Origin of the sequence: Novosphingobium sp. EMRT-2 (genome assembly GCF_005145025.1) — a bacterium.
Classification (GTDB): Bacteria; Pseudomonadota; Alphaproteobacteria; order Sphingomonadales; family Sphingomonadaceae; genus Novosphingobium.
Genome location: NZ_CP039695.1, coordinates 737,160 through 760,982, shown reverse-complemented (window position 1 = coordinate 760,982; position 23,823 = coordinate 737,160). Strand labels below are relative to the sequence as shown.

The following is a 23,823-nucleotide window of genomic DNA, read 5'->3' as shown; positions in this document are numbered from 1 at the left end:
GTAATAGAACGAAACAGTTTTGTTTCGTGAGCGCAAGTGGATCGGAATGCGTCGGTTTTCAAGTGCAAGTTCTGCAAGTCGATTGCAAAAAATGGCATGATGAAACGCTAAAGCGTATTTATTTCAGATTTTTATGCGGTTGCAACAAGCGTTCAACGGTCGCGGCGGGGTGATCCGTGCGGCAGGTGCTCCTGCGTCGCATGTTTTATCCGGGTAATATTGACGAGTATAATTTACCCGGATAAAAAGTGCTCAGACGCAGAAGGAACGCATCATGCCTGACCCCTTGTCCTGCACCGCATTCTGCGGCGCGCGGAAAATGTTCTCCGGCCCGCTGGGCGAAGTGGCCTTGCAGGTGAAGCGGGCTCTGGAAGGAGGCGCTGTCGGTGCCATCCAGGTTTTCGATGATCGCAGCGGACGAGTTGTCGATCTGGACCTGCGCGGCAGTGACGCGGAGATCGTGGAGCGTCTCTCGCAGCCTGCGCCGGTCTATCGCGGGCGCTACCGTGCCGCGCCGGCTTCGCCCGGCGCGCTTCCGGCAGGCGAAGGGCAGGCGGAGGAACCACGCGGACGGGGCCGGCCCCGGCTGGGCGTGGTGGCGCGCGAGGTAACCTTGCTGCCGAGACAATGGGAATGGCTGGCCACCCAGCCCGGTGGCGCCTCGGCCACGCTGCGCCGTCTGATCGACAGCGAGCGGAAGAAGCCCGACATCCGCCAGCAACGGCGCCGCGCGCAGGAGGCGGCCTATCACTTCATGCTGGCGATGGCCGGCGATCTGCCCGGTTACGAGGACGCGACGCGGGCTCTGTTCGCCGGAGACCCGGTCGCGCTGGAGCGGCATATCGAGGATTGGCCGGAGGATGTCAGGATGCATGTTCTGTCGCTGGCATACGCTGATCACGGCGCCGGAGAATGACGGAATCATCCGCCCCTCATCTCGATGTATCGGCGGCGGCCGGCGTGCGGTTCGTGCAGCGCCGGATCGCGGGCAGCGTCGTCATGCTGAACCTGCTGCGGTTTCGCGCCGTGGCGGACTATGCGGCGCATCCCGAACTCGCGCCGGCATCGCCGATCAGCGGAAGCGAGGCATTCGACCGCTACATCGCGTATACCCTTCCGCACTTGCGCGCGAGCGGCGGCGATATCCTGTTCATGGGGCAGGGCGGTCCGTTCCTGATTGGACCGGAGGCCGAACGATGGGACATCGCGATGCTGGTGCGCCAGAGCAGCGTTCCGGCGTTCCTCGCCTTCGCCGATAACGAGACTTACCTCGCCGGTATCGGCCATCGCGTGGCGGCGCTCGAGGATGCCAGGCTGTTGCCGCTGGAGGAACTGTCGCTTCCGGGGCACGCCGTGGCGGGGGCATTATCGTAAGGTCGACAGCGAGGGAGCATCTGTCTCTGCCGTGCCACAGGAATGTGATCGACAGGTTCCGATCAGGCGAGCCATTGATCGACGCAATCAATCAAAGTGGCCGGAATTGATCATTGGAAATTGCGAAGGGGAGTCGCTAGCTCACCCTCGTATCCAGTTTACCAACGACGAATCAGAAGGAAATCGTCTGTCATGTCTCTGATCGGAACCACGCTTAAGCCGTTCAAAGCCGAGGCCTATCGCCAGGGCAAGTTCGAAACCGTTACCGACGCCGACGTGAAGGGCAAGTGGGGCGTATTCTTCTTCTATCCGGCCGACTTCACGTTCGTCTGCCCGACCGAGCTGGAAGACCTTGCCGACAAGTATGCCGAGTTTCAGGGCCTGGGCGTTGAAGTCTATTCGGTCTCGACCGACACGCACTTCTCGCACAAGGCCTGGGCCGATACCTCGCCGGCCATCGGCAAGATCCAGTACTACATGCTGGGCGACCAGAACCACGACCTGTCGAACAACTTCGACATCCTGCGCGTGGGCGTGGGCCTTGCTGATCGTGGCACTTTCGTCGTCGATCCGGACGGCGTGATCCAGCTCGTCGAAATCACGCCCGAGGGCGTGGGCCGCAACGCTTCCGAACTGGTGCGCAAGATCAAGGCCGCCAAGTACTGGCGCGAAAACCCCGGCCAGGTCTGCCCGGCCAAGTGGGAAGAAGGCGCCGAAACGCTGGCTCCGTCGATCGACCTCGTCGGCAAGATCTGATGGGTTGGGCCGGGCGGGATTCCCGTCCGGCTCCCCTCTTCCCCGAGACTTTTCGACCGGAGATCGGTGTGCCCCGTTTGATCCGCCAGTCCTGAGCTTCCCCAAGGATTGCCATTCCAAGGCAGTTTTTCGGCAAGCTCAGGGCAACGGGAACCCAGCGTTTCCCCGAGCGCCTCCCGCCGCTCATTTCAGCCTCCCGGCATCCGCGCGATCCCGGTGAAGCATCCATTTGTCTGAAGAGAACCGCCATGCCTATTCTCGATGCCGCCACTACCGGCCAGTTGAAAGCCTATCTCGGCAACCTGCGCCGCCCGATCGAGCTTGTCGCCAGCCTCGACGACAGTCCCAAATCGGCCGAAACGCGCAGTCTGGTCGAGGAGATCGCCGCGCAGTCCGACAAGGTGTCCGCCCGCTTCGACGGTACGGACGCGCGCAAGCCTTCGTTCGCGATCCGCGCCGACGAAGGCAGGGCGGAAGCGGTCTTCGCCGGCCTGCCTATGGGGCACGAGTTCACCTCGCTGATCCTGGCGCTGCTGCACGTGGGCGGCCATCCGCCCAAGGAAGATGCTGAACTGCTCGATCAGGTGCGCGCGCTGGAAGGGCCGCTGCATTTCGAGACGTTCTTCTCGCTCACCTGCCAGAACTGCCCCGATGTGGTGCAGGCGCTGAACATCATGGCCGCGCTCAACCCGAACGTGACGCACGTCGCGATCGACGGCGCCGTGTTCCAGGACGAGGTGGAGCGGCGCAAGATCATGGCCGTGCCGACGGTGTTCCTCAACGGCGAGGCGTTCGGATCGGGGCGCATGGACCTGGCGCAGATCGTGGCGAAGCTCGATACCGGGGCGGTGGCGCGGGCAGCGGAGAAGATCGCCGCCAAGGAGCCGTTCGACGTGCTGGTCGTCGGCGGCGGCCCCGCCGGCGCGGCGGCGGCGATCTATGCCGCGCGCAAGGGCATCCGCACTGGCGTCGTCGCCGAACGCTTCGGCGGGCAGGTGCTCGATACCATGGCGATCGAGAACTTCATCTCGGTGCCGCACACTGAAGGGCCGAAGCTGGCCGCGCATCTCGAACAGCACGTCAAGGATTACGACGTGGACGTGATGAACGTGCAGAAGGCGGTGAAGCTCGTGCCCCCGCTCGATGGCGGGCTGGCCGAGGTGCAGCTTGAAAGCGGCGCCAGCCTGAAAGCGAAGACGGTGATCCTTTCGACCGGCGCGCGCTGGCGGCAGATGGGCGTGCCCGGCGAGGACGAATACCGCAACAAGGGCGTCGCCTATTGCCCGCACTGCGATGGCCCGCTGTTCAAGGGCAAGCGCACGGCGGTGATCGGCGGCGGCAACTCCGGTGTCGAAGCGGCGATCGACCTTGCGGGCATCGTTGCCCATGTCACGCTGATCGAATTCGACAGCCAGCTGCGCGCCGATGCGGTGCTGCAAGCGAAGCTGAACAGCCTGCCCAACGTCACCGTCATCACCTCGGCCCTGACCACCGAAGTGCTGGGCAATGGCGACAAGGTGACCGGCCTCAAGTACCGCGATCGCAAGTCCGAGGAAGTTCACGAAATCGTGCTGGAAGGCATCTTCGTGCAGATAGGCCTTGTCCCCAACACCGAATGGCTCGACCATTCGGTGGCGCTGACCAACCGCGGCGAGATCGAGATCGACGCGCGTGGCGAGACCAGCGCGGCGGGCGTGTTCGCGGCGGGTGACGCGACGACCGTGCCTTACAAGCAGATCGTTATCGCCATGGGCGAAGGTTCGAAGGCGGCGCTTTCCGCGTTCGATTACCTGATCCGGCATTGATGGAATGAGGCGTCGTCCCAGCGGAGGTAAGACCGTCGTCCCAGCGCAGGCTGGGACCTCGGGCCGCTGGGTTCCACCTGACGATGGTCCTCCTGCAAAGGCCTGAGGTTCCAGCTTTCGCTGGGACGGCGTGCGAGGACGGGGGCAGGGTAGGAAAGGCACCCACCTTTCTACAGCAAATCGCCCCGGCGGCCTTGCCGACTCAGGTCCGCCCGGCCACAGCCACGGCGTGAGCGCATCCATCATCATCGGCGCCGACCGGTCCGGCGCCCCTGTCCGGATCGATGTCGAGGAACTGCTGGCGACCCGCCTGCTCGTGCAGGGCAATTCCGGGTCCGGCAAGTCGCACCTGCTGCGCCGTATGCTGGAGGAAAGCGCCGCGCTGGTCCAGCAGGTGGTGATCGATCCGGAAGGCGATTTCGTCACGCTGGCCGAGCCGTTCGGGCATGTCGTGGTCGATGGATCGGCCTATGATCAGGCCGAGATCGCCAAGCTCGCCGCGCGTATCCGCAAGCATCGCGCCTCGGTGATCCTGGCGCTCGACGGGCTGGAGCTGGAAGCGCAGATGCGGTGCGCGGCGGTGTTTCTCAACACGCTGTTCGATGCTCCGCGCGATGAGTGGTATCCCGCCCTGGTGGTGGTGGACGAGGCGCAGATGTTCGCCCCCGCCGCCGCGGGCGACGTGACCGACGAAGTGCGCCGCCTGTCGCTGGCGGCGATGACCAACCTTATGTGCCGGGGGCGCAAGCGCGGCCTGGCCGGGGTGATCGCCACGCAGCGGCTGGCCAAGCTGGCCAAGAACGTCGCCGCCGAGGCGTCCAACTTTCTGATGGGGCGCACGTTCCTCGACATCGACATGGCGCGCGCGGCCGATCTGCTGGGCATGGAGCGGCGCCAGGCCGAACAGATCCGCGATCTGGAGCGCGGTCACTTCCTGGGGCTTGGCCCCGCCATCTGCCGCCGGCCGGTGGGGGTGCGCATCGGCGAGGTGCAGACCCGCGCGCGCAACGTGGTACAGGGGTTGATGCCACTGCCTTCGGCTTCGGGCCAGGACATGGAATCGCTGCTGCTGGCCGAACCGCTGGCGATGGAGGCCCTGCCGCGCGCGCCGGAACCGGAAGCCGCGCCGGTCGAAAGCGGGGAACTGCTCGAACGGATCGAGGGCTATGTGCCCGCCGCCGAACAGGTCGATCCGCCCGCCGAACCCAGCCTGTTCGCGCAGGAGGAAACCGCCGCCGATGTCGCCGCGATCCTGGCCGAGATGGCGCTGGAGCCGGACTGCACGTTTCAGCCCGCGGCGCAGCTTTTCCAGGATTTCACCGTGCGCTGCCGGATGCAGCGGCTGGGCGACACGGGCATCGATCTGGCGGCGTTCCGGCGGCGTTTCGCGATGGCGGTGGCCGGCATTGCCGACGATAGCGAGCCGCGCTGGCAGGACGTGTTGCGCATCGGGCGCGACGTGCCCGACGACCTGCTCGCCCCGTTCCTGGTGCTGGCGCGCGCGGCGGCGGAGGGTACGCCATGCCCCGACGACGACAAGCTGGCCGAAGTCTATGGCACCCGTTCGCCGGGGCGCATCCGCCGCCTGCTGGAACATCTCGAACGCAGCGGCCTGATCGTGGTCCGTACCGACTATGGCGGGCGTCGCTCCATCGGCATTCCGGATCTGGGTTTGACCACCGCGCCGATGGAAGCCTGACCCTTTCCACCCGGATGGTAGCCGTGAAAACGGCGTTTGCGGCATTCGCAAATGCATCCGGATCGTACTGAAATGGCGCACGTTTCGCCCCGTGGACCTGGGTGCGGTGCAAAAGGCTTTGCGTAAAACACTTCGTGACCCTAATGAAACCGCGCATTTGTTCCGTATCGTTCGTTAAGGATGGTGCGGCTGGAAAGGTATCGGATCGTTGGCTTCGGAAGTGACCATGGCGTCGGGAACAGCGGCGGGGCTGCTGGTTGACGGGATGGACGCCATTCTGGGCGTCCATATCGGAACCGCCAATTCCCTGTTCATCTCGCGGCTGGAACGGCAGCTGGATGTCCTGAAGGTTACGCCCAAGCAGGTCGCGATCCTGTGGCTGACAAACGCCAATCCTGGCGTGAAACAATCGGACCTTTCGCGCTTCTTCCAGATCGAAAGGCCCACGGTTCACCAGTTCGTGCGGCAATTGACCAAGAACGGCTACGTGGTGAACGAGCCATCGAAGCTGGATCGTCGTGCCGGCGGGCTGTGGATCACCGAGGATGGTGAGCGGGTGCTGGAACAAGCGCGTGAGATCATCGCTGCGCACGAACGGGAACTGACCGCCTGCCTTTCGGAAGACGAACGCGCGGAACTGTTCCGTCTGGTCATCAAGGTCTGCACGTCAGCGCCTGCCAAGGATTGAGCGCCGACTGCCGGCTTGCGAAAATCGCTCAATAGGGTTTAGGCAGCGCCGCCAAGCCGTTGTATCCGTTCATGCGTGGGTCAGCCCCGCTGGGGCAGCTTGGCCACGAAGCATTTTGGCCACAAGGCATTTTTGGGGAGTGCGTTGATGAAGTTTGTTGCCGTGATGGCCGTTCTGGCCGCCGTTGGTATCGCCGCGTCGGCGGCATCGGCCGCTCCTTCCGGGCCTGCGGGTGACGCGGCGCGGGGTCGTACCGTGTTTGCCCGTTGCGCCGCCTGCCACGATCTCAATACCGGCGCCACGCGCCTGGGGCCGTCGCTGAAGGGCATCGTTGGCCGCAAGTCGGCCGCGATGGCGAACTTCAACTATTCGGCGCAGATGAAGGCCAAGAACGTGACGTGGAACAAGACCACGCTCGATGCCTTCCTCACCTCGCCTACCCGGTTCGTGCCGGGCACGCGCATGGCTTTTGCCGGCCTCCCCAATCCGCAGGATCGCGCCGACCTGATTGCCTATCTGCAACAGGCCGCGCGCTGATCCATCGAGGAACGTCTGAGCGGCCCGGTGCGTGCGCGCCGGGCCGCTTGCTTTTGCACCCGCATCGGCCGGTTTGAGCGCAGGTTCCTCTGGCAAACGATCGGTCAGGATAGTGCCAGCCGGATTTCAAGCGGTTAAGGCGGGTGCATGACGGAAGAAACCTGGCGATTCTGGGTCGATCGCGGCGGCACTTTCACCGATGTCGTGGCGATTGCGCCCGATGGCGGGTTGCACCGCGCAAAACTCCTGTCCGAAGACCCCGGCCGTTATGACGACGCGGCAGTGGAGGCGATGCGCCGGCTGACCGGGGTACCACCAGGCACCGCCTTGCCGCCCGCCGAACTGCGGCTGGGCACGACCGTTGCCACCAACGCCCTGCTCGAACGCAAGGGCGAGCCGACGCTGCTGGCGATCACGCGCGGGTTCGGCGATGCCCTGCGCATCGGTACGCAGGAACGGCCCGACATTTTCGCGCGCCGGATCGATCTGCCGGCGCCCCTGTTCGCGCAGGTCGCGGAAATCGACGAACGGGTCATGGCCGATGGCACGGTGCTGGCTACGTTGGACGAGGACAAGGCCCGTGCCGCGTTGCAGTCCGCGTTCGATGGCGGGCTGCGCGCCATCGCGATCGTGCTGATGCACGGCTGGAAGTATCCGGCGCACGAGGCCGCGCTCGCCCGTATCGCGGCGGAGGTGGGGTTCGCGCAGATTTCGGTCAGCCACCGCGTCGCCCCGCTGATCAAGCTGATCGCGCGGGGGGATACGACCGTGGTCGACGCCTACCTGTCGCCCGTCCTGCGCCGCTATATCGCCGGGCTGGAAGCGGGGCTGGGACCGGCGGTCGCGGCGCTCTACATGCAATCGAGCGGCGGGCTTGCCGCCGGCGAGGCGTTCCACGGCAAAGACGCCGTGCTCTCCGGCCCGGCCGGAGGCATCGTCGGCATGGCGGCCACGGCCAAAGCGGCGGGTTTCGCGCAAGTCGTGGGCTTCGACATGGGCGGCACGTCGACCGACGTTTCGTACTACGCCGGCAGCTATGAGCGCGAGGCCGAGGCGCGGGTGGCGGGATCACGCATCCGCGCGCCGATGATGCGCATTCACACCGTGGCGGCGGGCGGCGGTTCGATCTGCCGTTTCGATGGCGTCCGCTTCCTGGTCGGCCCGGAATCGGCGGGCGCGGTGCCGGGGCCGGCGTGCTACCGGCGCGGCGGGCCGCTGGCGGTGACCGATTGCAACCTCTTGCTGGGCAAGCTGCAACCCGATCATTTCCCGCATGTGTTCGGCCCGGATGGCAATGAACCGCTCGATCGTGACGCGGTGGAGCGCCGTTTCGCCGAACTGACCGCGCAGGTCCGCGCGGCGACCGGGCGCGCGGTTTCGCCCGAGCAGGCTGCCGAAGGCTTCCTGCGCATTGCCGTCGCCAACATGGCCAACGCGATCAAGGCGATTTCCGTGCGCCGGGGCCATGACGTCACCCGTGCTACGCTTGCCTGTTTCGGCGGCGCGGGCGGGCAGCATGCCTGCCTGGTGGCGGATGCGCTGGGGATCGATACCGTGCAGTGCCATCCGCTGGCGAGCGTGCTCTCCGCCTATGGCATGGGCCTTGCCGACCGGCGCGTGGTGTGCGAGGCCACGCTGGGGTGCCTCCTGGATGCGGAGGGGGCGGCTGCCATCGCTCGGACGGTTGGCCTGCTGGGCGATGCGGCGGAGGCCGAACTGGTCGCTGGCCATGTCGAGGGGGCTCACCTGCGGCGCGAGGTGACGCTCCACCTGCGGCCGCAGGGCACCGAGAACACGATCGAAGTGGCTTTTGCACCGCTCGAGGCGATGCGGGCTGCCTTCGCGGCGGACTGGCAGCGCCGGTTCGGCTTCGCGCCCGAAGGTGGGATCTTGGCGGAAGCCGTGCGGGTCGAGGCGGTGGCCGCCTCGGACCATGCCGACGTGCCGGTGGCGGTCCTGCCCGAACGCTCAGGGCCGCCAGCCGGCACCGTCTCGATGTTCACCGGCGGCGAACGGCATGCTACCCCGCTCTACCGGCGCGAGAATTTGGCCTGCGGCTTCACCGCGACGGGGCCGGCGCTGATCGTCGATCCGGTATCGACGACGGTGGTCGAACCGGGCTGGCGCGTGGAAGTCGACGCCATCGGCAACCTCATCCTGCGCCGGGCGCAGCCGCGCGCGGTGGATTGCGCGGCGGATACCGTGCTCGATCCGGTGCGGCTGGAGATCATGAGCGGGCTGTTCATGGCCGTGGCCGAGGAAATGGGCGCGGCGCTTCAGCACAGCGCCTCGTCGGTCAACATCCGTGAGCGGCTCGATTTCTCCTGCGCGCTGTTCGACCGCGCAGGCAGCCTGATCGCCAATGCGCCGCACATGCCCGTGCATCTGGGATCGATGGGCGAAAGCGTGCGCACCGTGCTGGCCCGGCGCGGGGAGGGGCGGGACGGACGCGGGCTGCGCCCCGGCGATGCCTATGTTCTCAACGCGCCGTATGATGGCGGCACCCATCTGCCCGACGTGACGGTGGTGATGCCGGTGTTTGCCGAAGAGGGCGATGCGGCGCCGGCCTGGTTCGTCGCCGCGCGTGGCCATCATGCCGACATCGGCGGGATCGCGCCGGGATCGATGCCCCCCGGCAGCCGCACGCTGGACGAGGAGGGCGTGCTGCTCGATAACGTGCTGCTGGTGGACCAAGGGCACTTGTGCGAGGCGGATTTACGCGCGCGCCTGTCGTCCGGGCGCTGGCCCTCGCGCAACGTGGACCAGAACATCGCGGACCTGAAGGCGCAGATCGCGTCGTGCGCGCGGGGGGCTTCCGAACTGCGCCGCATCGCTGCTGAACAGGGCAGGGCGGTGGTCGATGCCTATATGGGGCATGTGCAGGACCATGCCGAGGCGGCGGTGCGCGCGCTGCTCGACCGGCTGGCCGACGGGAGCTTCACCTATGCGATGGATAACGGCGCGCAGGTTGCCGTGAGCGTGGCGATCGATCGCGCGGCCCGCCATGCCACGGTCGATTTCACCGGCTCCAGCCCGCAACTGGGCGACAATTTCAACGCGCCGCTGCCGGTCGTGCGCGCCGCCGTGCTCTATGTTGTGCGCACGCTGATCGACGATGCGGTGCCGATGAACGAAGGGTGCCTGCGCCCGCTGACCGTGGTGGTGCCCGAAGGGTCGATGCTCCGCCCGCAAGCGCCCGCCGCCGTGGTGGCCGGGAACGTCGAGACCAGCCAGGTCGTGACCGACGCGCTGTTCGGTGCGCTGGGCGCGATGGCGGGGGCGCAGGGGACGATGAACAACTTCACCTTCGGCAATGCGCGCCACCAGTATTACGAGACGATCGCCGGCGGATCGGGCGCGGGGCCGGATTTCGACGGAACGGCGGTGGTGCAGACGCACATGACCAACAGCCGCCTGACCGATCCCGAAGTGCTGGAAACGCGGTTCCCCGTGCTGCTGGAGGAGTTCTCCATCCGGCGCGGCTCGGGCGGGGCCGGCCATCATCGTGGCGGCGATGGCGCGGTGCGCAGAGTGCGCTTTCTCGGAGCGATGGAGGCCGGCATCCTGTCGAACCGCCGGATCGTGCCGCCGTTCGGCCTGCAGGGTGGCGCGGACGGACAAACCGGGCGCAATGGGATCGAGCGCGCGGATGGTCGTGTCGAGGTTCTGCCGGCAACCGCTTCGGCCACGCTGGAGCCAGGCGATGTCTTCGTGATCGAAACGCCGGGCGGCGGCGGGTATGGCGCGCCCGATCGGGAACGCGGCACGCCGTGAATCGTGGATTAGACAAGGTTTTCTACCGCCGCGATTGACTTTCGGGTGCGAGGCGCTTTTGTGTCTCCATGCTGTCGCAGAAGACGCGCTACACGATCAGGGCCTTGCAGCATCTTGCCGATACCTTCGGACAGGGTCCGGTGCGGCTGGATGCCATTGCCGATGCGCAGAACATCCCGCGCAAGTTCCTGACCGTGATTCTCTCGGAAATGGCGCGCGAGGGAATCGTCGTTTCGCAGCGCGGGCGCGAAGGGGGATACGAACTGGCCCTTCCGCCGGTGGACATCCGCTATGGCGACATCATCCGCCTGACGCGGGGCAGCCTTGCGCTGGTTCCGTGCGCCAGCCGCAACGCGCATGAAACCTGCACCAATTGCCTGCCGGAGGCCGAATGCCGGTTGCGGGGCCTGATGCTCCAGTTGCGCGATGAAATGGCGGCTATGCTGGACCGGATCACGCTGGCCGATCCGATTGCGGTGATCCCTCCGTTCGAGGAGGCGTGATCTTCGCGTGGGCCGTCACGTCCTGAAATCGATGCATGCAGAACTTCACTTGGCGTTCATGGGGGCGCTGGTTATAGGGCTGCCATGACGTTTATCGCCCATGGCCGCACCCCGCTGCGGATTGCCGTTCTCGCCGCCGCCACCGCCGCCCTTGGGCTGACCGCCGGTTGCGCCGGCGGCGCGCGTTCCAAGAAGGACGTGGCCTATGTCGCGCGGGACGTCGATACGCTCTACATGGCGGCCAAGGAACGGCTGGACCAGGGCAATGCCAAGCAGGCGGCGGCGCTGTTCGACGAAGTGGAGCGCCAGCATCCCTATTCGCCCTGGGCGCGCCGCGCGCAGTTGATGAGCGCGTTCAGTTACTATGCCGCGCGCGATTACGCCAAGGCGACGCAATCGGCCCAGCGCTTCCTGTCGATTCACCCCGGCAACAAGGACGCGCCCTACGCCTACTACCTGATCGCGCTGTGCTATTACGAGCAGATCAGCGACGTGACGCGCGACCAGAAGATCACCCTGCAGGCGCAGACCGCGCTCAACGAAGTGATGCGCCGTTTCCCGAATACCGATTACGCCACCGACGCGCGGCTGAAGATGGATCTGGTGAACGATCACTTGGCCGGCAAGGAAATGGAGATCGGCCGCTTCTACCAGCGCAGCGGCAAGTGGCTGGCCGGCACCCTGCGGTTCCGCGTGGTGGTCGACAAGTACCAGCAGACCAGCCACACGCCCGAAGCGCTCTATCGTCTGGTCGAAAGCTATCTGGCCCTCGGCGTGCCGGAAGAAGCGCAGAAGGCGGCGGCTGTGCTGGGCAACAACTATCCCGGCAGCGAATGGTATCAGAAGGCCTATCGCCTGATGAACAGCAAGGCCCCCGGCACCAACGCCGCCTGATCGCGATCCGGAGCGGGTGAGCCCGCCCCGGAGCCTTGCTCAGTCCGGAACGTAAACCGGTTTGCGCTTCTCGATGAAAGCCCGCATGCCTTCGGCGAAGTTCGGGCTGCTCGATGTCATGATCTGGTTGCGATTCTCGATGGCCATCGCCGCTTCGAGGCTCGGGGCATCGACCGCAAGGTTGAGCCCTTCCTTGGTCATGCGCAGGCCCTTCGGCGACGCCATCAGCATTTCGTCGATATAGGACTGCGCGGCATCGTCCAGCCGTTCATCGGGAACTACTTCGGACACCAGCCCGGTCGCCAGCGCGCGCGGCGCGTGGATGAAACGGCCGGTCAGCATGAGTTCGGAGGCGACCGAAACGCCGACGAGGCGCGGCAGGAAATAGCTGACGCCCATGTCGCACGATGACAGGCCTAGCCGGATGAAAGCCGCGTTCATCCGGGCGCTTTCGCCGGCGATGCGAATGTCCGAAGCCAGCGCGAAGGCGAAACCGCCGCCGCATGCGGGGCCCTGGACCAGCGCGATGATCGGCTGCGGACAGCGCCGCATCTTCACATAGACATCGGCCAGATAGCCCTGGAAGCCGAAGCCGCCGCCAAAGGGAATGGCGGCGCGCTCGTCCTCGCTGCGCTCCTTGATGTCCAGCCCGGCGCAGAACGCCCGGCCCGCCCCGCGCATCACCACGATGCGCACCGATCCATCGTTGTAGAGCCCGCCGAAATAGTCGTTGAGTTCGCGCACCATCTCCAGCGAGATGGCGTTCATGGCCTCGGGCCGGTTCAGCGTTAGCCAGTCGACCGGCCCGCGGCTTTCGATGGTGATGGTGTTGTAGCGTTCCGCCATGAATACGAATCCTCCCTGCCGCAAAGCGTAGAGGAAAGGCCGGGCAGGATGGAAGGGGGAGCGCGCCTGCGAACGGCTCCCCCTTGGGTACGCGTCAGGCGAAGGCGGCGACAGGTTGCCGGTGCGCCTCGGTCAGCGCCGTCAGGAACTGGTCGGTCGCCCGATCCCAGCTGTAGCTCGCGCCATGGACCGCGGCGCCCAGCCGGTCGCAGCGCAGGGCATCGGCGATCGCGTGATCCAGATTATCGCGCAGCGCGCCGACGCGCATGGGAAGATCGCCGCCGGGGCCGTGGCCGTTCACACCCACGATGTCGAGCGGGCCGGGCACGGGGAAGGCTGCGACCGGCAGGCCGCAGGCCAGCGCTTCGATCATGACGAGACCGAACGTGTCGGTCCGGCTGGGAAACACGAAGACCTGCGCCGAGCAATAGGCCCGCGCCAGCTGCTCGCCCGCGAGCGCGCCGAGGAAGGTCGCTTCGGGAAAGGTTTCGCGCAGGCGGACGAGATCGGGGCCGTCACCGACCACGACTTTGCTGCCCGGGACCGTGCTGGAGAGGAAGGCCTCGAGGTTCTTCTCCACCGCCACGCGCCCCACATAGAGCATCACCGGGCCGGGAAGCGCGGCCATTTCCGGCAGCGGATCGTGGCGGGGATGGAACAGCGACCGGTCGATTCCTCGCGACCACAGGCGTGCGCGTCCGATTCCCTGCGCTGCCAGTTCGCCGGCCAGCGTGGGCGTGGATACCAGCACCGCGCGCGATTGGTTGTGGAACCGGCGCATCAGCGGCCAGAAGTGCGAGGCGTCCAGCCCGGTGCGAACAGCCGCATAGTCCGGAAAGCGGGTGTGGAACGCGGTGGTGAAGGGCGTGCCCGTGCTCTTGCACCAGCCGCGCGCGCTCCAGCCGATCGGCCCTTCCGTGGCGATATGAACGACATCGGGCGCGAAGTCCTTCAGCGTGCGCCGCGTGCCGAAACGCGGGGCCATCGCCAGCCGGATTTCGCTGTAGCCGGGCAGGGGCAGCGTGCGGAACTGGCTGGGCGTGATAAGCTCGACCTCGTGCCCGCGCGCGTTCAGGCGATCCACCGTGGTGGACAGGGTGCGGACGACGCCGTTGACCTGCGGGTGCCAGGCGTCGGTGCAGATCGCGATCCTCATGCCGGTTCCTCCTCGCGCGCGGTGGACGGGGTGAGGGTCTTGCCGTGCTTCATCTCGGCCTCGCGCGTTTCCGCCGCCCAGTCGACGATGGCGATCGCGCCCTGGTGATCCTCGACCAGCGCGGTGCAGCTTTCGACCCAGTCGCCGTCGTTGTAGTAGGTCACATCGCCGATCTGGCGGATCTCGGCGCAGTGGATGTGGCCGCAGACCACGCCGTCCACGCCCTGTTCGCGCGCCGCGTGGGCCACCGCTTCCTCGAAGTCGCAGACGAACTGGACCGCGTTCTTCACGCGCTTCTTGAGGTAGGCCGAAAGCGACCAGTAGGGCAGCTTGAACTGGCGGCGCAGCAGGTTGAACCAGCGGTTCGCGCGCAGCAGGAATTCGTAGGCCTTGTCGCCCAGGAAGGCGAGCCAGCGGGCATAGAGCACCACGCCGTCAAAGCCGTCGCCATGAGTCACCAGCAGGCGGCGCCCGTCGGCGGTGGTGTGGATCGCTTCCAGCGCCAGTTCCACGCCGCCGAAGCTCATCCCCGCGTAAGGGCGCAGCATCTCGTCATGGTTGCCCGCGATCAGCACCACGCGCGTGCCGCGATGCGCCATCTTGAGCACGCGGCGGATCACCTCGTTATGGGCGTCGGGCCAGTACCAGCCCTTTTTCAACCGCCAGCCATCGACGATGTCGCCCACGAGATAGAGCGTTTCGCATTCGATGGAGGCGAGGAAATCGAGCAGCATCGCCGCGTTGCAGCCGCGCGTGCCAAGGTGGATGTCGGAAATCCATACCGTCCGGACCTTGCGCTTGGGGCGGAAGCCGCGCGGTTCGGGCAAGTCCAGCCACGCCGGAACGGAAGTGGCAAGTTCGGTGACCGTCTGGAACGTGGGCCGGAACGCTGGCTTGGCTTGGCGTTGCTTGGGCATGGCCGTGCCTCCTTTGCGGTTGCTTTCAGCGAATCCCTTGCCCCAATCAGGTTGCGGGTGTGTGGCGTGGTGTCACAGGGCTGAAACAAGCCGTGAACGGATGGTGACGGCGCGTTTCCGAACGGCTAAGAACGGTCGCCCATGCTGACCGGACTATCCATCCGCAACATCGTGCTTATCGAGGCACTGGACCTTGCGTTTCCAAGCGGACTCGGCGTGCTCACCGGTGAGACCGGCGCGGGCAAGTCGATCCTGCTCGATGCGCTGGGACTCGTGCTGGGCGATCGGGCCGATGCCGGCCTTGTGCGCGCGGGCGAGGATCAGGCCAGCGTGACCGCCACGTTCGAGTTCGATCGCCTGCCCGATCCGATCCGCCATGCGCTGGCCGAAGCGGACGTGGAGATCGAACCGGGCGAACCGCTGATCGTTCGCCGGCGGCTGCGCGCGGCGAGCGGCGATGCCGGGACCGGAACTGGCGGGGGCAGCAAGGCCTTTATCAACGACCAGCCGGTGGGCGTGGCGCTCCTACGCGAAATCGCGCCGGCGCTGGTCGAACTGCATGGGCAGCATGACGATCGGGGATTGGTCAACGCGCGCGGGCACCGCCTGTTGCTCGATCGCTATGCCCGTGCCGATACGGGGGCCGTGGCCGCCGCCTGGGACAAGTGGCGCGGTGCCGAAACCGCGCTCGCGACCGCCAGGGCGCGGGTGGAAGCGGCGATGGCGGAGCAGGATCTGTTGCTCGCCCATCTTGCGGAACTAACCACGCTGGCGCCGGTGATCGGCGAGGAGGAAGACCTCGCGCTCCAGCGTGCGGCGATGCAGAAGGGCGAGCGGCTGTCCGGCGATCTCGCCGAATTACAGCATTTGTGGGCCGGGTCCGATTCCGCGCTGGCTTCGTTGCGCGCGGCGGCGCGGCGGCTCGATCGCATCGCGGCGGAGCATCCGCTGCTGGCCGAAGCGCTCGAGGCGCTGGACCGCGCCGTGATCGAGGCGAGCGAGGCGGAGGACAAGCTCTCGGCGGCGGCGGAAGCGCTGGCGCATGATCCGCAGGCGCTCGACCGGATCGAGACGCGGCTGTTCGACCTGCGCGGCGCGGCGCGCAAGCATGGCTGCACGCCCGATGAACTGCCCCACCGGATGCACGAGATGCGTCTGGCGCTCGATGCCATCGAAGGCGGGGAAGCGCAGATCGGCGCGTTGCAGCGCGCGGCGCAGGAGGCGGGGCTGGACTATCGCGCCAAGGCCGAAGCGTTGTCCGTCACCCGCGCCGATGCCGCGCGCCGGCTGGACAAGGCGGTGGCCGCCGAACTGGTGCCGCTCAAGCTGGACGCCGCCCGGTTCCATACCGCCGTTCTCCGCCTGCCCGAGGACCGCTGGGGGCCGGGTGGTATCGACGCGGTGGAATTCCTGATCGCGACCAACCCCGGCGCGGATTTCGCGCCGCTGGGCAAGATCGCCAGCGGCGGCGAGCTTTCGCGCTTCATCCTGGCACTCAAGGTGGCGCTGGCCGAGGAAGGCGGCGCGGCGACGGTAATCTTCGACGAGATCGACCGGGGCGTGGGCGGCGCGGTTGCCAGCGCGATCGGCGAACGGCTGGCACGGCTGGCGCACAATAACGGTCGGGGCGGCGGACAGCTTCTGGCGGTCACACACAGCCCGCAGGTCGCCGCGCGTGGCAACGCGCATTACCTGATCGCCAAGTCCAGCCAGGGCATCGTGACGCGAACGTCGGTGGTGCTGCTTGATGCCGCTGGCCGGCAGGAGGAAATCGCACGGATGCTGTCCGGCGCGGAGATCACCGCCGAAGCGCGGGCGCAGGCCGACCGGCTGCTGGAGCAGGCGTGATGTTCGTCAGCCGGCGCACGATGATCGGCGGGGCCGCCGCCGCCATGCTCCTGTCTGGCCGCGCGGGGAAAGTGGAAGCGCATACCATGGAAGAAATCGACGAATCGCAGGTCTATGGCCTGATCGGGCAGATGAAGGCCGCGCCCGGCCGCCGCGACGAACTGATCGGCTATCTGATCGAGGGAAGCGCGGAGATGCCGGGCAATCTCGGCTATCGCGTGTGGAAGGACCGCGGGGATGCGGACGCGATCTGGATAACCGAAGTCTGGAAGGACGAGGCTTCGCACAAGGCGAGCCTGCATCTGCCGCAGGTGCAGGAAGCGATCCGCAAGGCGCGGCCGATAATCGCCGGTTTCGGCGCGCGTGCCGAAGTGTCGCCCGTTGGCGGAGCCGCGCCGGAATGACGGCGCATCCGCTTGACCGGCCGGTGTGGAACTCGCTGCGTGGCCGCCTCTCCGCGCTCGCTTCCGGCGACGACGGGGTGGTCCGGATCGATCCGCGCTACGGGCCGTTCGCGGCCTGCGCTCCGGGGCGGACCGGTGCACTTGTCGGGGTGCTGGGGGAGGCCGGAGAGGAAATCTGGCTGGTGGAACCTGAACTGGTCGAACCCCCGGCGGGAATGGTGGTCCTGCGCACCGGGCCCGTGCTCCAGATGGTGGCCGATGACCCCCTGCCCGAGGTCGGGAACGATGATGGGATCGCGATGCTCGGGGAGAATGACGCTGGCGAAATGGCGGCCATCGCCAGTGCCACCGCGCCGGGGCCATGGAGCACGCTGACGCACCGTTATGGCACCTATTACGGGATCCGGCGGGAAGGGCGGTTGATCGCCATGGCCGGCGAACGCTTCAAGCCCGCCGATGGCTTCGCCGAACTGAGCGGGGTCTGCACCTATCCCGAATTTCGCGGGCAGGGGCTGGCGCGCCGGCTGATCCTGCGCGTCATGGCGGGCTTTGCGGCGCGGGGCGAAACGCCGTTCCTGCACGCTTATGCCGCCAATGCGGGGGCGATCGCGCTCTATGAAACGCTCGGATACCGGGCGCGGCGCGAACTGGTGGTGACGGTTCTGGGGAAGGCGGCATGAGCGTGGAAGGCATGAGCGAGGCCGATGTCGCCAACGAACTGATGCGGCTGGCGCGCGCCATCAACCGTGCCAACAAGCTCTATCACGCGGAGGACGCGCCCGAGATACCCGACGCGGAATACGACGCGCTGGTCCGCCGCAACGCCGAACTGGAAGCGGCGTTCCCGCACCTGGTCCGCGCCGATAGCCCGACCAACGCGGTGGGGCACGAGGTCAGCGCTTCGCCCCTGTCCAAGGTGGCGCACGAGGTTCGCATGATGAGCCTCGACAACGCGTTCTCGGACGAGGAGGTCGCGGAATTCGTCGCGCGCGTGCGGCGCTTCCTGGCGCTGCCGGATGACGCGGAAGTCGTGATGACCGCCGAGGACAAGATCGACGGTCTCTCCTGCTCGCTGCGCTACGAGAACGGGCATCTCGTCCGCGCCGCCACGCGCGGCGACGGGCAGGTGGGCGAGGACGTGACCGCCAACGTCACGCATATCCGCGACATTCCGCAGGACCTGAAGGGCGATGGCCTGTTCGACATCCCCGCCGTGTTCGAGATACGGGGCGAGGTCTATATGGCCAAGGCCGATTTCCTCGCGCTCAATGCCGCGCAGGCGGAGAAAGACGAGAAGATTTTCGCCAACCCGCGCAACGCGGCAGCGGGATCGCTGCGCCAGAAGGATGCGAGCGTCACCGCCAGCCGGCCTCTGCGTTTCTTGGCCCACGGCTGGGGCGCGGCGAGCGAGGTGCCGGAGCCGACGCAGTTCGCGATGATGAAGCGGATCGAGCGCTGGGGCGTGCCGGTTTCGCCGCTGCTTGTTCGCTGCGGCGGCACGGCAGAGATGCTGGCGCATTACCGTGCGATCCAGCAGGCCCGCGCGGACCTGCCCTATGACATCGACGGCGTGGTCTATAAGGTCGACCGGCTGGACTGGCAGCAGCGCCTGGGCTTCGTCGCCAAGGCCCCACGCTGGGGCATGGCGCACAAGTTCCCTGCCGAACGCGCCGAGACGACGCTGGAAGCGATCGACATCCAGGTCGGCCGCACCGGCAAGCTGACGCCGGTGGGACGGCTGAAGCCCGTGCTGGTCGGCGGCGTCACCGTCACCAACGTCACCCTGCACAACCGCGACGAGATCGGCCGGCTAGGCGTGCGCGTTGGCGATCGCGTGGTGCTGCAGCGCGCGGGCGACGTGATCCCGCAGGTGGTTGAGAACGTTACCCGCGACGAACTGCGCGATCCCTATGCTTTTCCCGATCACTGCCCCGAATGCGGCTCCGAAGCCGTTGCGGAGGAAGGCGAGGTCGATGTCCGCTGCACCGGGGGGCTGATCTGCCCGGCGCAGCGCACCGAACGGCTCCGGCACTTCGTCAGCCGCGCCGCGCTCGACATCGAGGGGCTGGGCGAGAAGACGATCTCCGAGTTCTTCGCGCTCGGCTGGCTGGAAAGCCCGGCCGACATCTACCGCCTGCGCCAGCGCCGCGAGGACATCGTGGGGCGCGAGGGCTGGAAGGACAAGTCTGTCGATAACCTGTTGATGGCGATCGAAGCCAAGCGCCGGCCCGACGCCGCGCGCCTGCTGTTCGGCCTGGGCATCCGCCACGTAGGCGCGGTGACCGCGCGCGACCTGATGAAGCGGTTCGTGACGCTGCCGAAGCTGCGGGCGGTAGTGGAGCGGGCACATTCGCCTTTCGCGCCAGTGCAGCCGGACGCGGAGGCTCCCGATGCCCTGTTGCCCGAAGTGCTCGAAGCGAGGGCCGAATTGCTATCCATCGATGGCGTGGGGCCGGTGGTGGTCGAGGCGCTGGGCGATTTCTTCCACGAGCCGCACAACGTGGCGGTGTGGGACGATCTGCTGTCCGAAGTCTCGCCGCCGGACTATGTCGTTGAAACCAAGGACAGCGCGGTCGCCGGCAAGACCGTAGTCTTCACCGGCAAGCTCGAAACGATGAGCCGCGACGAGGCCAAGGCGCAGGCCGAGGCGCTGGGCGCGCGGGCGGCGGGGTCTGTGTCCGCCAAGACCGACCTGATCGTGGCGGGGCCGGGCGCGGGCAGCAAGCTGAAGAAAGCCGCCGAACTCGGCATAGAGGTAATCGACGAGGCGGCCTGGGCCGACATCGTCCGGAACGCGGGATAGGAATGATGGCCTGGCATACCTGGTGGCTCTATGCGGTCACCGTTTTCTTCGTTTCGGCGACGCCGGGGCCGAACATGCTGCACGTCATGGCGCGCAGCGTCGAACTGGGGCTGGCCCGGTCGTTCGCGGCGATGGCGGGATGTTTCGTGGCGGTGTTCGGCTTGCTGACGGCCTCGGCGCTGGGGTTGAGCGCGCTGCTGCTGGCGATTCCGGGCGTATTCACCGTGCTGCGCTATGCCGGCGCGGCCTACCTCGTCTATCTCGGCTACCGGTCGTGGACGGCGGACGATGCCGCCATCGATATTGGCGAGGGCGAGGTCGAACGGGGCCTGTCGACCTGGCGCGTGTTCCGCACCGCCTTCGTCATCGGGATCAGCAATCCCAAGGCGCTGCTGTTCGCGGCGGCCTTCCTGCCGCAGTTCATCGATGCCACGCAGCCCAAGCTGCCGCAGTTCGGCGTGATGGTGCTGACGTTCTCGGTGATCGAGATCTCGTGGTACTTCGTCTATGCGCTGGGCGGCCGGGGCATTGCCGGGTTCCTGACGCGGCCGGGGCTGAAGAAGGCGTTCAACCGTGTGACGGGCAGCATCTTCGTGGCCTTCGGGCTGGCGCTGGTGGGATCGCGCGCGTGACGATCGAGGACCTTGCCGCGATCGGTGCGGAAGCCGGCGCGCTGTTGAAGGCGCGGGGCGAGACGCTGGCCGTGGTCGACGGCGCGACCGGCGGGCTGATGTCGGCCGGGCTGCTGGCGATGCCGGGGGCGTCGGCGTTCTTCCTCGGCAGCGGCGTGATCTACACGCTGAAAGGCCGGCGGATCGTGCTGGGCCACGAGCCGGGATCGCTGCGCGGGCTGACCTCGGCCACGGAAAGCTACGCGCTGGCGCAGGCGGACCTGATCCGCAAGCGCTATGGCGCGGACTGGGGGCTGGCCGAAACCGGCGCGGCGGGTCCGGGCACGCACCCGCTGGGCGTGCCTTCGGGCACCAGCGCCGTGGCGGTGGTCGGGCCGGGCGTTTCGGCTTCCGCCACGATCTCAACCGGCAGCGAGGAGCGGCTGGCCAACATGGGTGCCTTTGCCCGCGCCGGACTGGCGCTGCTGCGTGATACGCTGGTGGCGCGCTGAGCTACCAGCGCTTCGACCATTCGGGCAGTGCGCCCACGCGGCTCTTGCGCACCGCACCACCCTGCCGGCGGCGTAGCCACAGGATCGACCAGTCGCCCCGCACCATGCGCGCGGCCAAGCGCAAGCCCGCGCGGCGATAGGCGGCGCGCACGGCAGGCTCTTGGGTTTCGAGCAGGCCGGCCAGCAGCACCGAGCCGCCGGGCGCGACCGCGCCGGCAAAGGCGGGCGCGAGTTCGGTCAGCGGCCCGGCCAGGATATTGGCGATAAGCAGGTCATACGGCGCACTGGCGGCGAGCAGCGGATGATCCATGCCGGCGGCGACGACCATGGTGAGCGCGCCGGCACCATCGCCGATCGCCACGCCGTTGCCTTGTGCGTTCTCGAGCACCACCGGGGCGCAGACCGCGTCGATGTCGCTGGCGATGGCGCGCGCCGATGGCCAAAGGTGCATCGCGGCGAAGGCGAGCAGGCCAGTGCCGGTGCCGATGTCGGCCAGATTGCGCACGATCGTCCCGTGCGCCTTCATGTGCGCCAGCATGGCGAGGCAGCCGGCGGTGGTGGCGTGCTGGCCGGTGCCGAAGGCCTGGCTGGCGGGGATCACGAAGTTGCGGATGCCCAGCTCCGCGCGCGGGGGATATTCCGGCGTGTGGACGTGGAACGGGCCTTCGTCGATCGGCTCGACCCCGGCCTGGCTCAGCGTGACCCAGTCCTCGTCCGGCAGCTTCTCGATCCGCAGTTCGGGCTTGTCATCGGCGAACAGCGCGGTGATCGCCGCCTTGTCCGCGCGCGCCGGCTTGTGCGGCAGCCATGCTTCGAGCTGCCAGTCCTCCGGCTTGTCTTCGGCGATCTCGCTGCCCGCGATGACGATGTCGGCGTCCCAGTCGAACACGTCCTCGTGCGCGGTGAGCGCAGCCTGGATGACGGGACGCGGCGCGTAAACGGTGATTTTCCAGCTCATGGTCGGGGTGACGAGTCCTTCAGGGCCTTGTTGAGCCGGTCCTGCGCCTCGTTGACCAGCGTGCGGCAGGCGCCGGGATCGCGCAGCGGCGCTTGGCCGGCCATCCGTTCGATCAGGTCGCTGGCCGATGGGTGCGGGGTTAGCAGAATGCCGCAATCCCACGCGCGCACGCGGGTGAAAGTGCGGCGGAACATGGCGACGCGATCGGGGTGATCGGCGAAGCGGTAGCTTCCCAGCGGCAGCGCGGTCAGGCTGTCAACATAGGTGAAGCGCTGGCAGCCAGCGTTGCCGCCGCAACTCGTCCAGCGCCAGCTTGTCGATCCTTCGGTGTGGCCCGGCGTCGCCAGCGCGGTCAGCGCCAGCGGCCCCACGCGCAGCACTTCGCCATCGCGCAGCACGCGGTCGACGCGGACCGGCGTGAAGGGATCGATGTGGCCGGCCTGCGGATCGGCGGGGCTGGTCTTGCCGCTGGTTAGCGCCGGCAGCCCCGCGCTGAGCGCCGCGATCTTCGCGCCGGTCGCGCGTTGCAGCGTGGCCAGGCCGCCGACATGATCGAAGTGTTCGTGGCTGGTCACGATCCAGCGGATGGTGCGCGGATCGACGCCGGCGGCGCGGATGTTGGCGAGGATAGAGGGAGCGGCCTGTTCGGTCACGGCATCGATCAGCACGTTGCCCTGCGGCGACGTCAGCAGGATTGCGCTGACCGTGCAGGTGCCGACGTACCAGACGTTGCCATAGATGCGCGCGGCGGGAGCAGGGTCGGAGAAGCTGTCCTTGCCCTCGCAGGCGGACAGGATCGCGCGCGCCGCCACGGGATCGGCGGGCGCCGGCGCCGTTGCGGCATGGGCGGCGGAAGTACCGGCCAGGAGCAGCGCGGCAAGGACGAACGTCTTAGCGGACATAGCTGGCTCCGTTGGCGTCGATCACTGCGCCGGTCATGCTGGGGGGCGCGTCGAGCGTGCAGAATACGGCGATGGCGGCGATCTCGTCCGGCGTGGCGACGCGGCCCAGCGGAATGTCCGCCAGCAGGCCGGGGCCGCCCCGGCTTGCGAGGTAATCGCCCGCCATCGCCGTATCGGTGAAGCCGGGCGTGATCGCGTAGCTGAGGATGCCCTTTGCCGCATAGCCGCGCGCGATCGTCTTGTGCAGCGCCAGCATCCCACCCTTGGCGGCGGCATAGTGCCAGTGATCCGGGGAATCGCCGCGATAGCCGGCGCGGCTGGCGATATGAACGATGCGCCCTGCCACGCCGCGCTCCAGCCAGTGCCGCACGGCGAAGCGCGATAGCTGCGCGGCGGAGGTCAGGTTGATCCGCAGCGTGTCCTCCCACCCGTCCAGCCAGGCGATGTCGGACCGGTCGAGCGGGTTCGCCTCAAACAGGCCGGCGTTGTTCACCAGCACGTCGATCGTGCCGCCGGCCGCATCCAGCGCGGCCTGCCACAGGCGCTGCGGTGCGGAAGGATCGGACAGGTCGGCGGCCAGTGTTCCGGCGCGGGGTGTGCTGCCATGCCGGATGGCGCGGGCTCCGCGCGCATCCAGGCCGCTGGCGATGGCTGCGCCGATGCCGCGCGACGATCCGGTGACGAGGACGTGGGGGGATGTCATGAAGTTCCTCTTGCAGTCGGTTTCGTTGCGGTGCAACCGCGTCGGCGTCGAGCGGGGCGAATTGTACTTTGGTCCGCTTGCACAGGTCGGCATTTCGACTAATACCGAATCGCTTCCCGGTCGCGGCCCAAAC

At 67.4% G+C, this 23,823-nt stretch carries 22 protein-coding genes; 16 read left to right on the top strand and 6 right to left on the bottom strand.

Annotated elements, in window-relative coordinates:
• Positions 1 to 274 precede the first annotated feature (274 nt).
• From FA702_RS03845 to FA702_RS03800, 10 genes are all read left to right on the top strand, one after another.
• Positions 275 to 916 (top strand): DUF2239 family protein, encoded by a 642-nt coding sequence (locus FA702_RS03845; RefSeq protein WP_136955103.1) that lies wholly within the window; start codon positions 275 to 277, stop codon positions 914 to 916.
• A complete protein-coding gene (locus FA702_RS03840) occupies positions 913 to 1,374 on the top strand; it encodes a DUF1330 domain-containing protein (protein ID WP_136955102.1) in 462 nt (153 codons plus the stop codon). The genes FA702_RS03845 and FA702_RS03840 overlap by 4 nt, the downstream gene beginning before the upstream one ends.
• Before the next feature lie 192 nt (positions 1,375 to 1,566).
• Positions 1,567 to 2,130, top strand: a complete 564-nt coding sequence (ahpC, locus tag FA702_RS03835) for an alkyl hydroperoxide reductase subunit C (protein ID WP_136955101.1) — start codon at positions 1,567 to 1,569, stop codon at positions 2,128 to 2,130.
• Between the two features lie 254 nt (positions 2,131 to 2,384).
• Positions 2,385 to 3,935: an alkyl hydroperoxide reductase subunit F gene (ahpF, locus tag FA702_RS03830; RefSeq protein ID WP_210417616.1), complete on the top strand. Its 1,551-nt coding sequence runs from the start codon at positions 2,385 to 2,387 to the stop codon at positions 3,933 to 3,935.
• Positions 3,936 to 4,164: 229 nt separating this feature from the next.
• Complete coding sequence (locus tag FA702_RS03825; protein ID WP_136955099.1) at positions 4,165 to 5,634, top strand: ATP-binding protein; 1,470 nt, start codon at positions 4,165 to 4,167, stop codon at positions 5,632 to 5,634.
• A gap of 226 nt (positions 5,635 to 5,860) precedes the next feature.
• Positions 5,861 to 6,322 (top strand): MarR family winged helix-turn-helix transcriptional regulator, encoded by a 462-nt coding sequence (locus tag FA702_RS03820; protein ID WP_136955098.1) that lies wholly within the window; start codon positions 5,861 to 5,863, stop codon positions 6,320 to 6,322.
• Between the two features lie 147 nt (positions 6,323 to 6,469).
• Positions 6,470 to 6,859: a cytochrome c family protein gene (locus FA702_RS03815; RefSeq protein ID WP_136955097.1), complete on the top strand. Its 390-nt coding sequence runs from the start codon at positions 6,470 to 6,472 to the stop codon at positions 6,857 to 6,859.
• A 147-nt stretch (positions 6,860 to 7,006) separates the two neighbouring features.
• Positions 7,007 to 10,633 carry a hydantoinase B/oxoprolinase family protein gene (locus FA702_RS03810; protein WP_136955096.1) on the top strand — a complete coding sequence of 1,209 codons (3,627 nt, stop codon included), beginning with the start codon at positions 7,007 to 7,009 and terminating at the stop codon, positions 10,631 to 10,633.
• Positions 10,634 to 10,701: 68 nt separating this feature from the next.
• Positions 10,702 to 11,136, top strand: a complete 435-nt coding sequence (locus FA702_RS03805; protein WP_136955095.1) for an Rrf2 family transcriptional regulator — start codon at positions 10,702 to 10,704, stop codon at positions 11,134 to 11,136.
• 84 nt (positions 11,137 to 11,220) lie between these two features.
• On the top strand, positions 11,221 to 12,030 hold the full coding sequence (locus FA702_RS03800; protein ID WP_136955094.1) for an outer membrane protein assembly factor BamD: 810 nt from the start codon (positions 11,221 to 11,223) through the stop codon (positions 12,028 to 12,030).
• A 39-nt stretch (positions 12,031 to 12,069) separates the two neighbouring features.
• On the opposite strand, the gene FA702_RS03795 is transcribed toward FA702_RS03800, so the two are convergent.
• The 3 genes from FA702_RS03795 to FA702_RS03785 form a co-directional block, all read right to left on the bottom strand.
• Positions 12,070 to 12,876 (bottom strand): enoyl-CoA hydratase/isomerase family protein, encoded by an 807-nt coding sequence (locus FA702_RS03795; protein WP_136955093.1) that lies wholly within the window; start codon positions 12,874 to 12,876, stop codon positions 12,070 to 12,072.
• 94 nt (positions 12,877 to 12,970) lie between these two features.
• A complete protein-coding gene (locus FA702_RS03790) occupies positions 12,971 to 14,032 on the bottom strand; it encodes a glycosyltransferase family 1 protein (protein ID WP_136955092.1) in 1,062 nt (353 codons plus the stop codon).
• Positions 14,029 to 14,949 (bottom strand): UDP-2,3-diacylglucosamine diphosphatase, encoded by a 921-nt coding sequence (locus tag FA702_RS03785; RefSeq protein ID WP_255504700.1) that lies wholly within the window; start codon positions 14,947 to 14,949, stop codon positions 14,029 to 14,031. Before FA702_RS03785 ends, FA702_RS03790 begins: the two co-directional genes overlap by 4 nt.
• Before the next feature lie 141 nt (positions 14,950 to 15,090).
• Between FA702_RS03785 and recN the strand changes: the two genes are divergently transcribed.
• From recN to FA702_RS03755, 6 genes are read left to right on the top strand one after another with little or no spacing between them, the layout of a single operon-like run.
• Complete coding sequence (gene recN / locus FA702_RS03780) at positions 15,091 to 16,797, top strand: DNA repair protein RecN (RefSeq protein ID WP_136955091.1); 1,707 nt, start codon at positions 15,091 to 15,093, stop codon at positions 16,795 to 16,797.
• On the top strand, positions 16,797 to 17,201 hold the full coding sequence (locus tag FA702_RS03775; RefSeq protein ID WP_136957255.1) for a putative quinol monooxygenase: 405 nt from the start codon (positions 16,797 to 16,799) through the stop codon (positions 17,199 to 17,201). The genes recN and FA702_RS03775 overlap by 1 nt, the downstream gene beginning before the upstream one ends.
• Positions 17,198 to 17,881 (top strand): GNAT family N-acetyltransferase, encoded by a 684-nt coding sequence (locus tag FA702_RS03770; protein ID WP_136955090.1) that lies wholly within the window; start codon positions 17,198 to 17,200, stop codon positions 17,879 to 17,881. Before FA702_RS03775 ends, FA702_RS03770 begins: the two co-directional genes overlap by 4 nt.
• A complete protein-coding gene (gene ligA, locus FA702_RS03765) occupies positions 17,878 to 20,004 on the top strand; it encodes an NAD-dependent DNA ligase LigA (protein ID WP_136955089.1) in 2,127 nt (708 codons plus the stop codon). Before FA702_RS03770 ends, ligA begins: the two co-directional genes overlap by 4 nt.
• A 5-nt stretch (positions 20,005 to 20,009) precedes the next feature.
• Positions 20,010 to 20,636 carry a LysE family translocator gene (locus FA702_RS03760; RefSeq protein WP_136955088.1) on the top strand — a complete coding sequence of 209 codons (627 nt, stop codon included), beginning with the start codon at positions 20,010 to 20,012 and terminating at the stop codon, positions 20,634 to 20,636.
• Complete coding sequence (locus tag FA702_RS03755) at positions 20,633 to 21,127, top strand: CinA family protein (RefSeq protein ID WP_210417583.1); 495 nt, start codon at positions 20,633 to 20,635, stop codon at positions 21,125 to 21,127. The genes FA702_RS03760 and FA702_RS03755 overlap by 4 nt, the downstream gene beginning before the upstream one ends.
• Position 21,128: 1 nt before the next feature.
• On the opposite strand, the gene FA702_RS03750 is transcribed toward FA702_RS03755, so the two are convergent.
• The 3 genes from FA702_RS03750 to FA702_RS03740 are packed head-to-tail and all read right to left on the bottom strand — an operon-like array spanning position 21,129 to position 23,690.
• On the bottom strand, positions 21,129 to 22,085 hold the full coding sequence (locus tag FA702_RS03750) for a 50S ribosomal protein L11 methyltransferase (protein ID WP_136955087.1): 957 nt from the start codon (positions 22,083 to 22,085) through the stop codon (positions 21,129 to 21,131).
• Positions 22,082 to 22,987: a subclass B3 metallo-beta-lactamase gene (bla, locus tag FA702_RS03745; protein WP_136955086.1), complete on the bottom strand. Its 906-nt coding sequence runs from the start codon at positions 22,985 to 22,987 to the stop codon at positions 22,082 to 22,084. Before bla ends, FA702_RS03750 begins: the two co-directional genes overlap by 4 nt.
• On the bottom strand, positions 22,977 to 23,690 hold the full coding sequence (locus FA702_RS03740) for an SDR family NAD(P)-dependent oxidoreductase (RefSeq protein WP_136955085.1): 714 nt from the start codon (positions 23,688 to 23,690) through the stop codon (positions 22,977 to 22,979). The genes bla and FA702_RS03740 overlap by 11 nt, the downstream gene beginning before the upstream one ends.
• Between the last annotated feature and the right edge of the window lie 133 nt (positions 23,691 to 23,823).

Excerpts from the sequence above, each read along its gene's own strand:
- FA702_RS03740 (WP_136955085.1), bottom strand. The coding sequence starts at position 23,690 with ATGACATCCCCCCACGTCCTCGTCACCGGATCGTCGCGCGGCATCGGC.
- FA702_RS03785 (WP_255504700.1), bottom strand. The coding sequence starts at position 14,949 with ATGCCCAAGCAACGCCAAGCCAAGCCAGCGTTCCGGCCCACGTTCCAG.
- FA702_RS03760 (WP_136955088.1), top strand. The coding sequence starts at position 20,010 with ATGGCCTGGCATACCTGGTGGCTCTATGCGGTCACCGTTTTCTTCGTT.
- FA702_RS03810 (WP_136955096.1), top strand. The coding sequence starts at position 7,007 with ATGACGGAAGAAACCTGGCGATTCTGGGTCGATCGCGGCGGCACTTTC.
- FA702_RS03815 (WP_136955097.1), top strand. The coding sequence starts at position 6,470 with ATGAAGTTTGTTGCCGTGATGGCCGTTCTGGCCGCCGTTGGTATCGCC.
- FA702_RS03775 (WP_136957255.1), top strand. The coding sequence starts at position 16,797 with ATGTTCGTCAGCCGGCGCACGATGATCGGCGGGGCCGCCGCCGCCATG.
- FA702_RS03795 (WP_136955093.1), bottom strand. The coding sequence starts at position 12,876 with ATGGCGGAACGCTACAACACCATCACCATCGAAAGCCGCGGGCCGGTC.
- FA702_RS03840 (WP_136955102.1), top strand. The coding sequence starts at position 913 with ATGACGGAATCATCCGCCCCTCATCTCGATGTATCGGCGGCGGCCGGC.
- FA702_RS03805 (WP_136955095.1), top strand. The coding sequence starts at position 10,702 with ATGCTGTCGCAGAAGACGCGCTACACGATCAGGGCCTTGCAGCATCTT.
- ligA (WP_136955089.1), top strand. The coding sequence starts at position 17,878 with ATGAGCGTGGAAGGCATGAGCGAGGCCGATGTCGCCAACGAACTGATG.
- bla (WP_136955086.1), bottom strand. The coding sequence starts at position 22,987 with ATGTCCGCTAAGACGTTCGTCCTTGCCGCGCTGCTCCTGGCCGGTACT.
- FA702_RS03750 (WP_136955087.1), bottom strand. The coding sequence starts at position 22,085 with ATGAGCTGGAAAATCACCGTTTACGCGCCGCGTCCCGTCATCCAGGCT.
- FA702_RS03800 (WP_136955094.1), top strand. The coding sequence starts at position 11,221 with ATGACGTTTATCGCCCATGGCCGCACCCCGCTGCGGATTGCCGTTCTC.
- FA702_RS03845 (WP_136955103.1), top strand. The coding sequence starts at position 275 with ATGCCTGACCCCTTGTCCTGCACCGCATTCTGCGGCGCGCGGAAAATG.
- recN (WP_136955091.1), top strand. The coding sequence starts at position 15,091 with ATGCTGACCGGACTATCCATCCGCAACATCGTGCTTATCGAGGCACTG.
- FA702_RS03770 (WP_136955090.1), top strand. The coding sequence starts at position 17,198 with ATGACGGCGCATCCGCTTGACCGGCCGGTGTGGAACTCGCTGCGTGGC.
- FA702_RS03790 (WP_136955092.1), bottom strand. The coding sequence starts at position 14,032 with ATGAGGATCGCGATCTGCACCGACGCCTGGCACCCGCAGGTCAACGGC.
- FA702_RS03820 (WP_136955098.1), top strand. The coding sequence starts at position 5,861 with ATGGCGTCGGGAACAGCGGCGGGGCTGCTGGTTGACGGGATGGACGCC.
- ahpC (WP_136955101.1), top strand. The coding sequence starts at position 1,567 with ATGTCTCTGATCGGAACCACGCTTAAGCCGTTCAAAGCCGAGGCCTAT.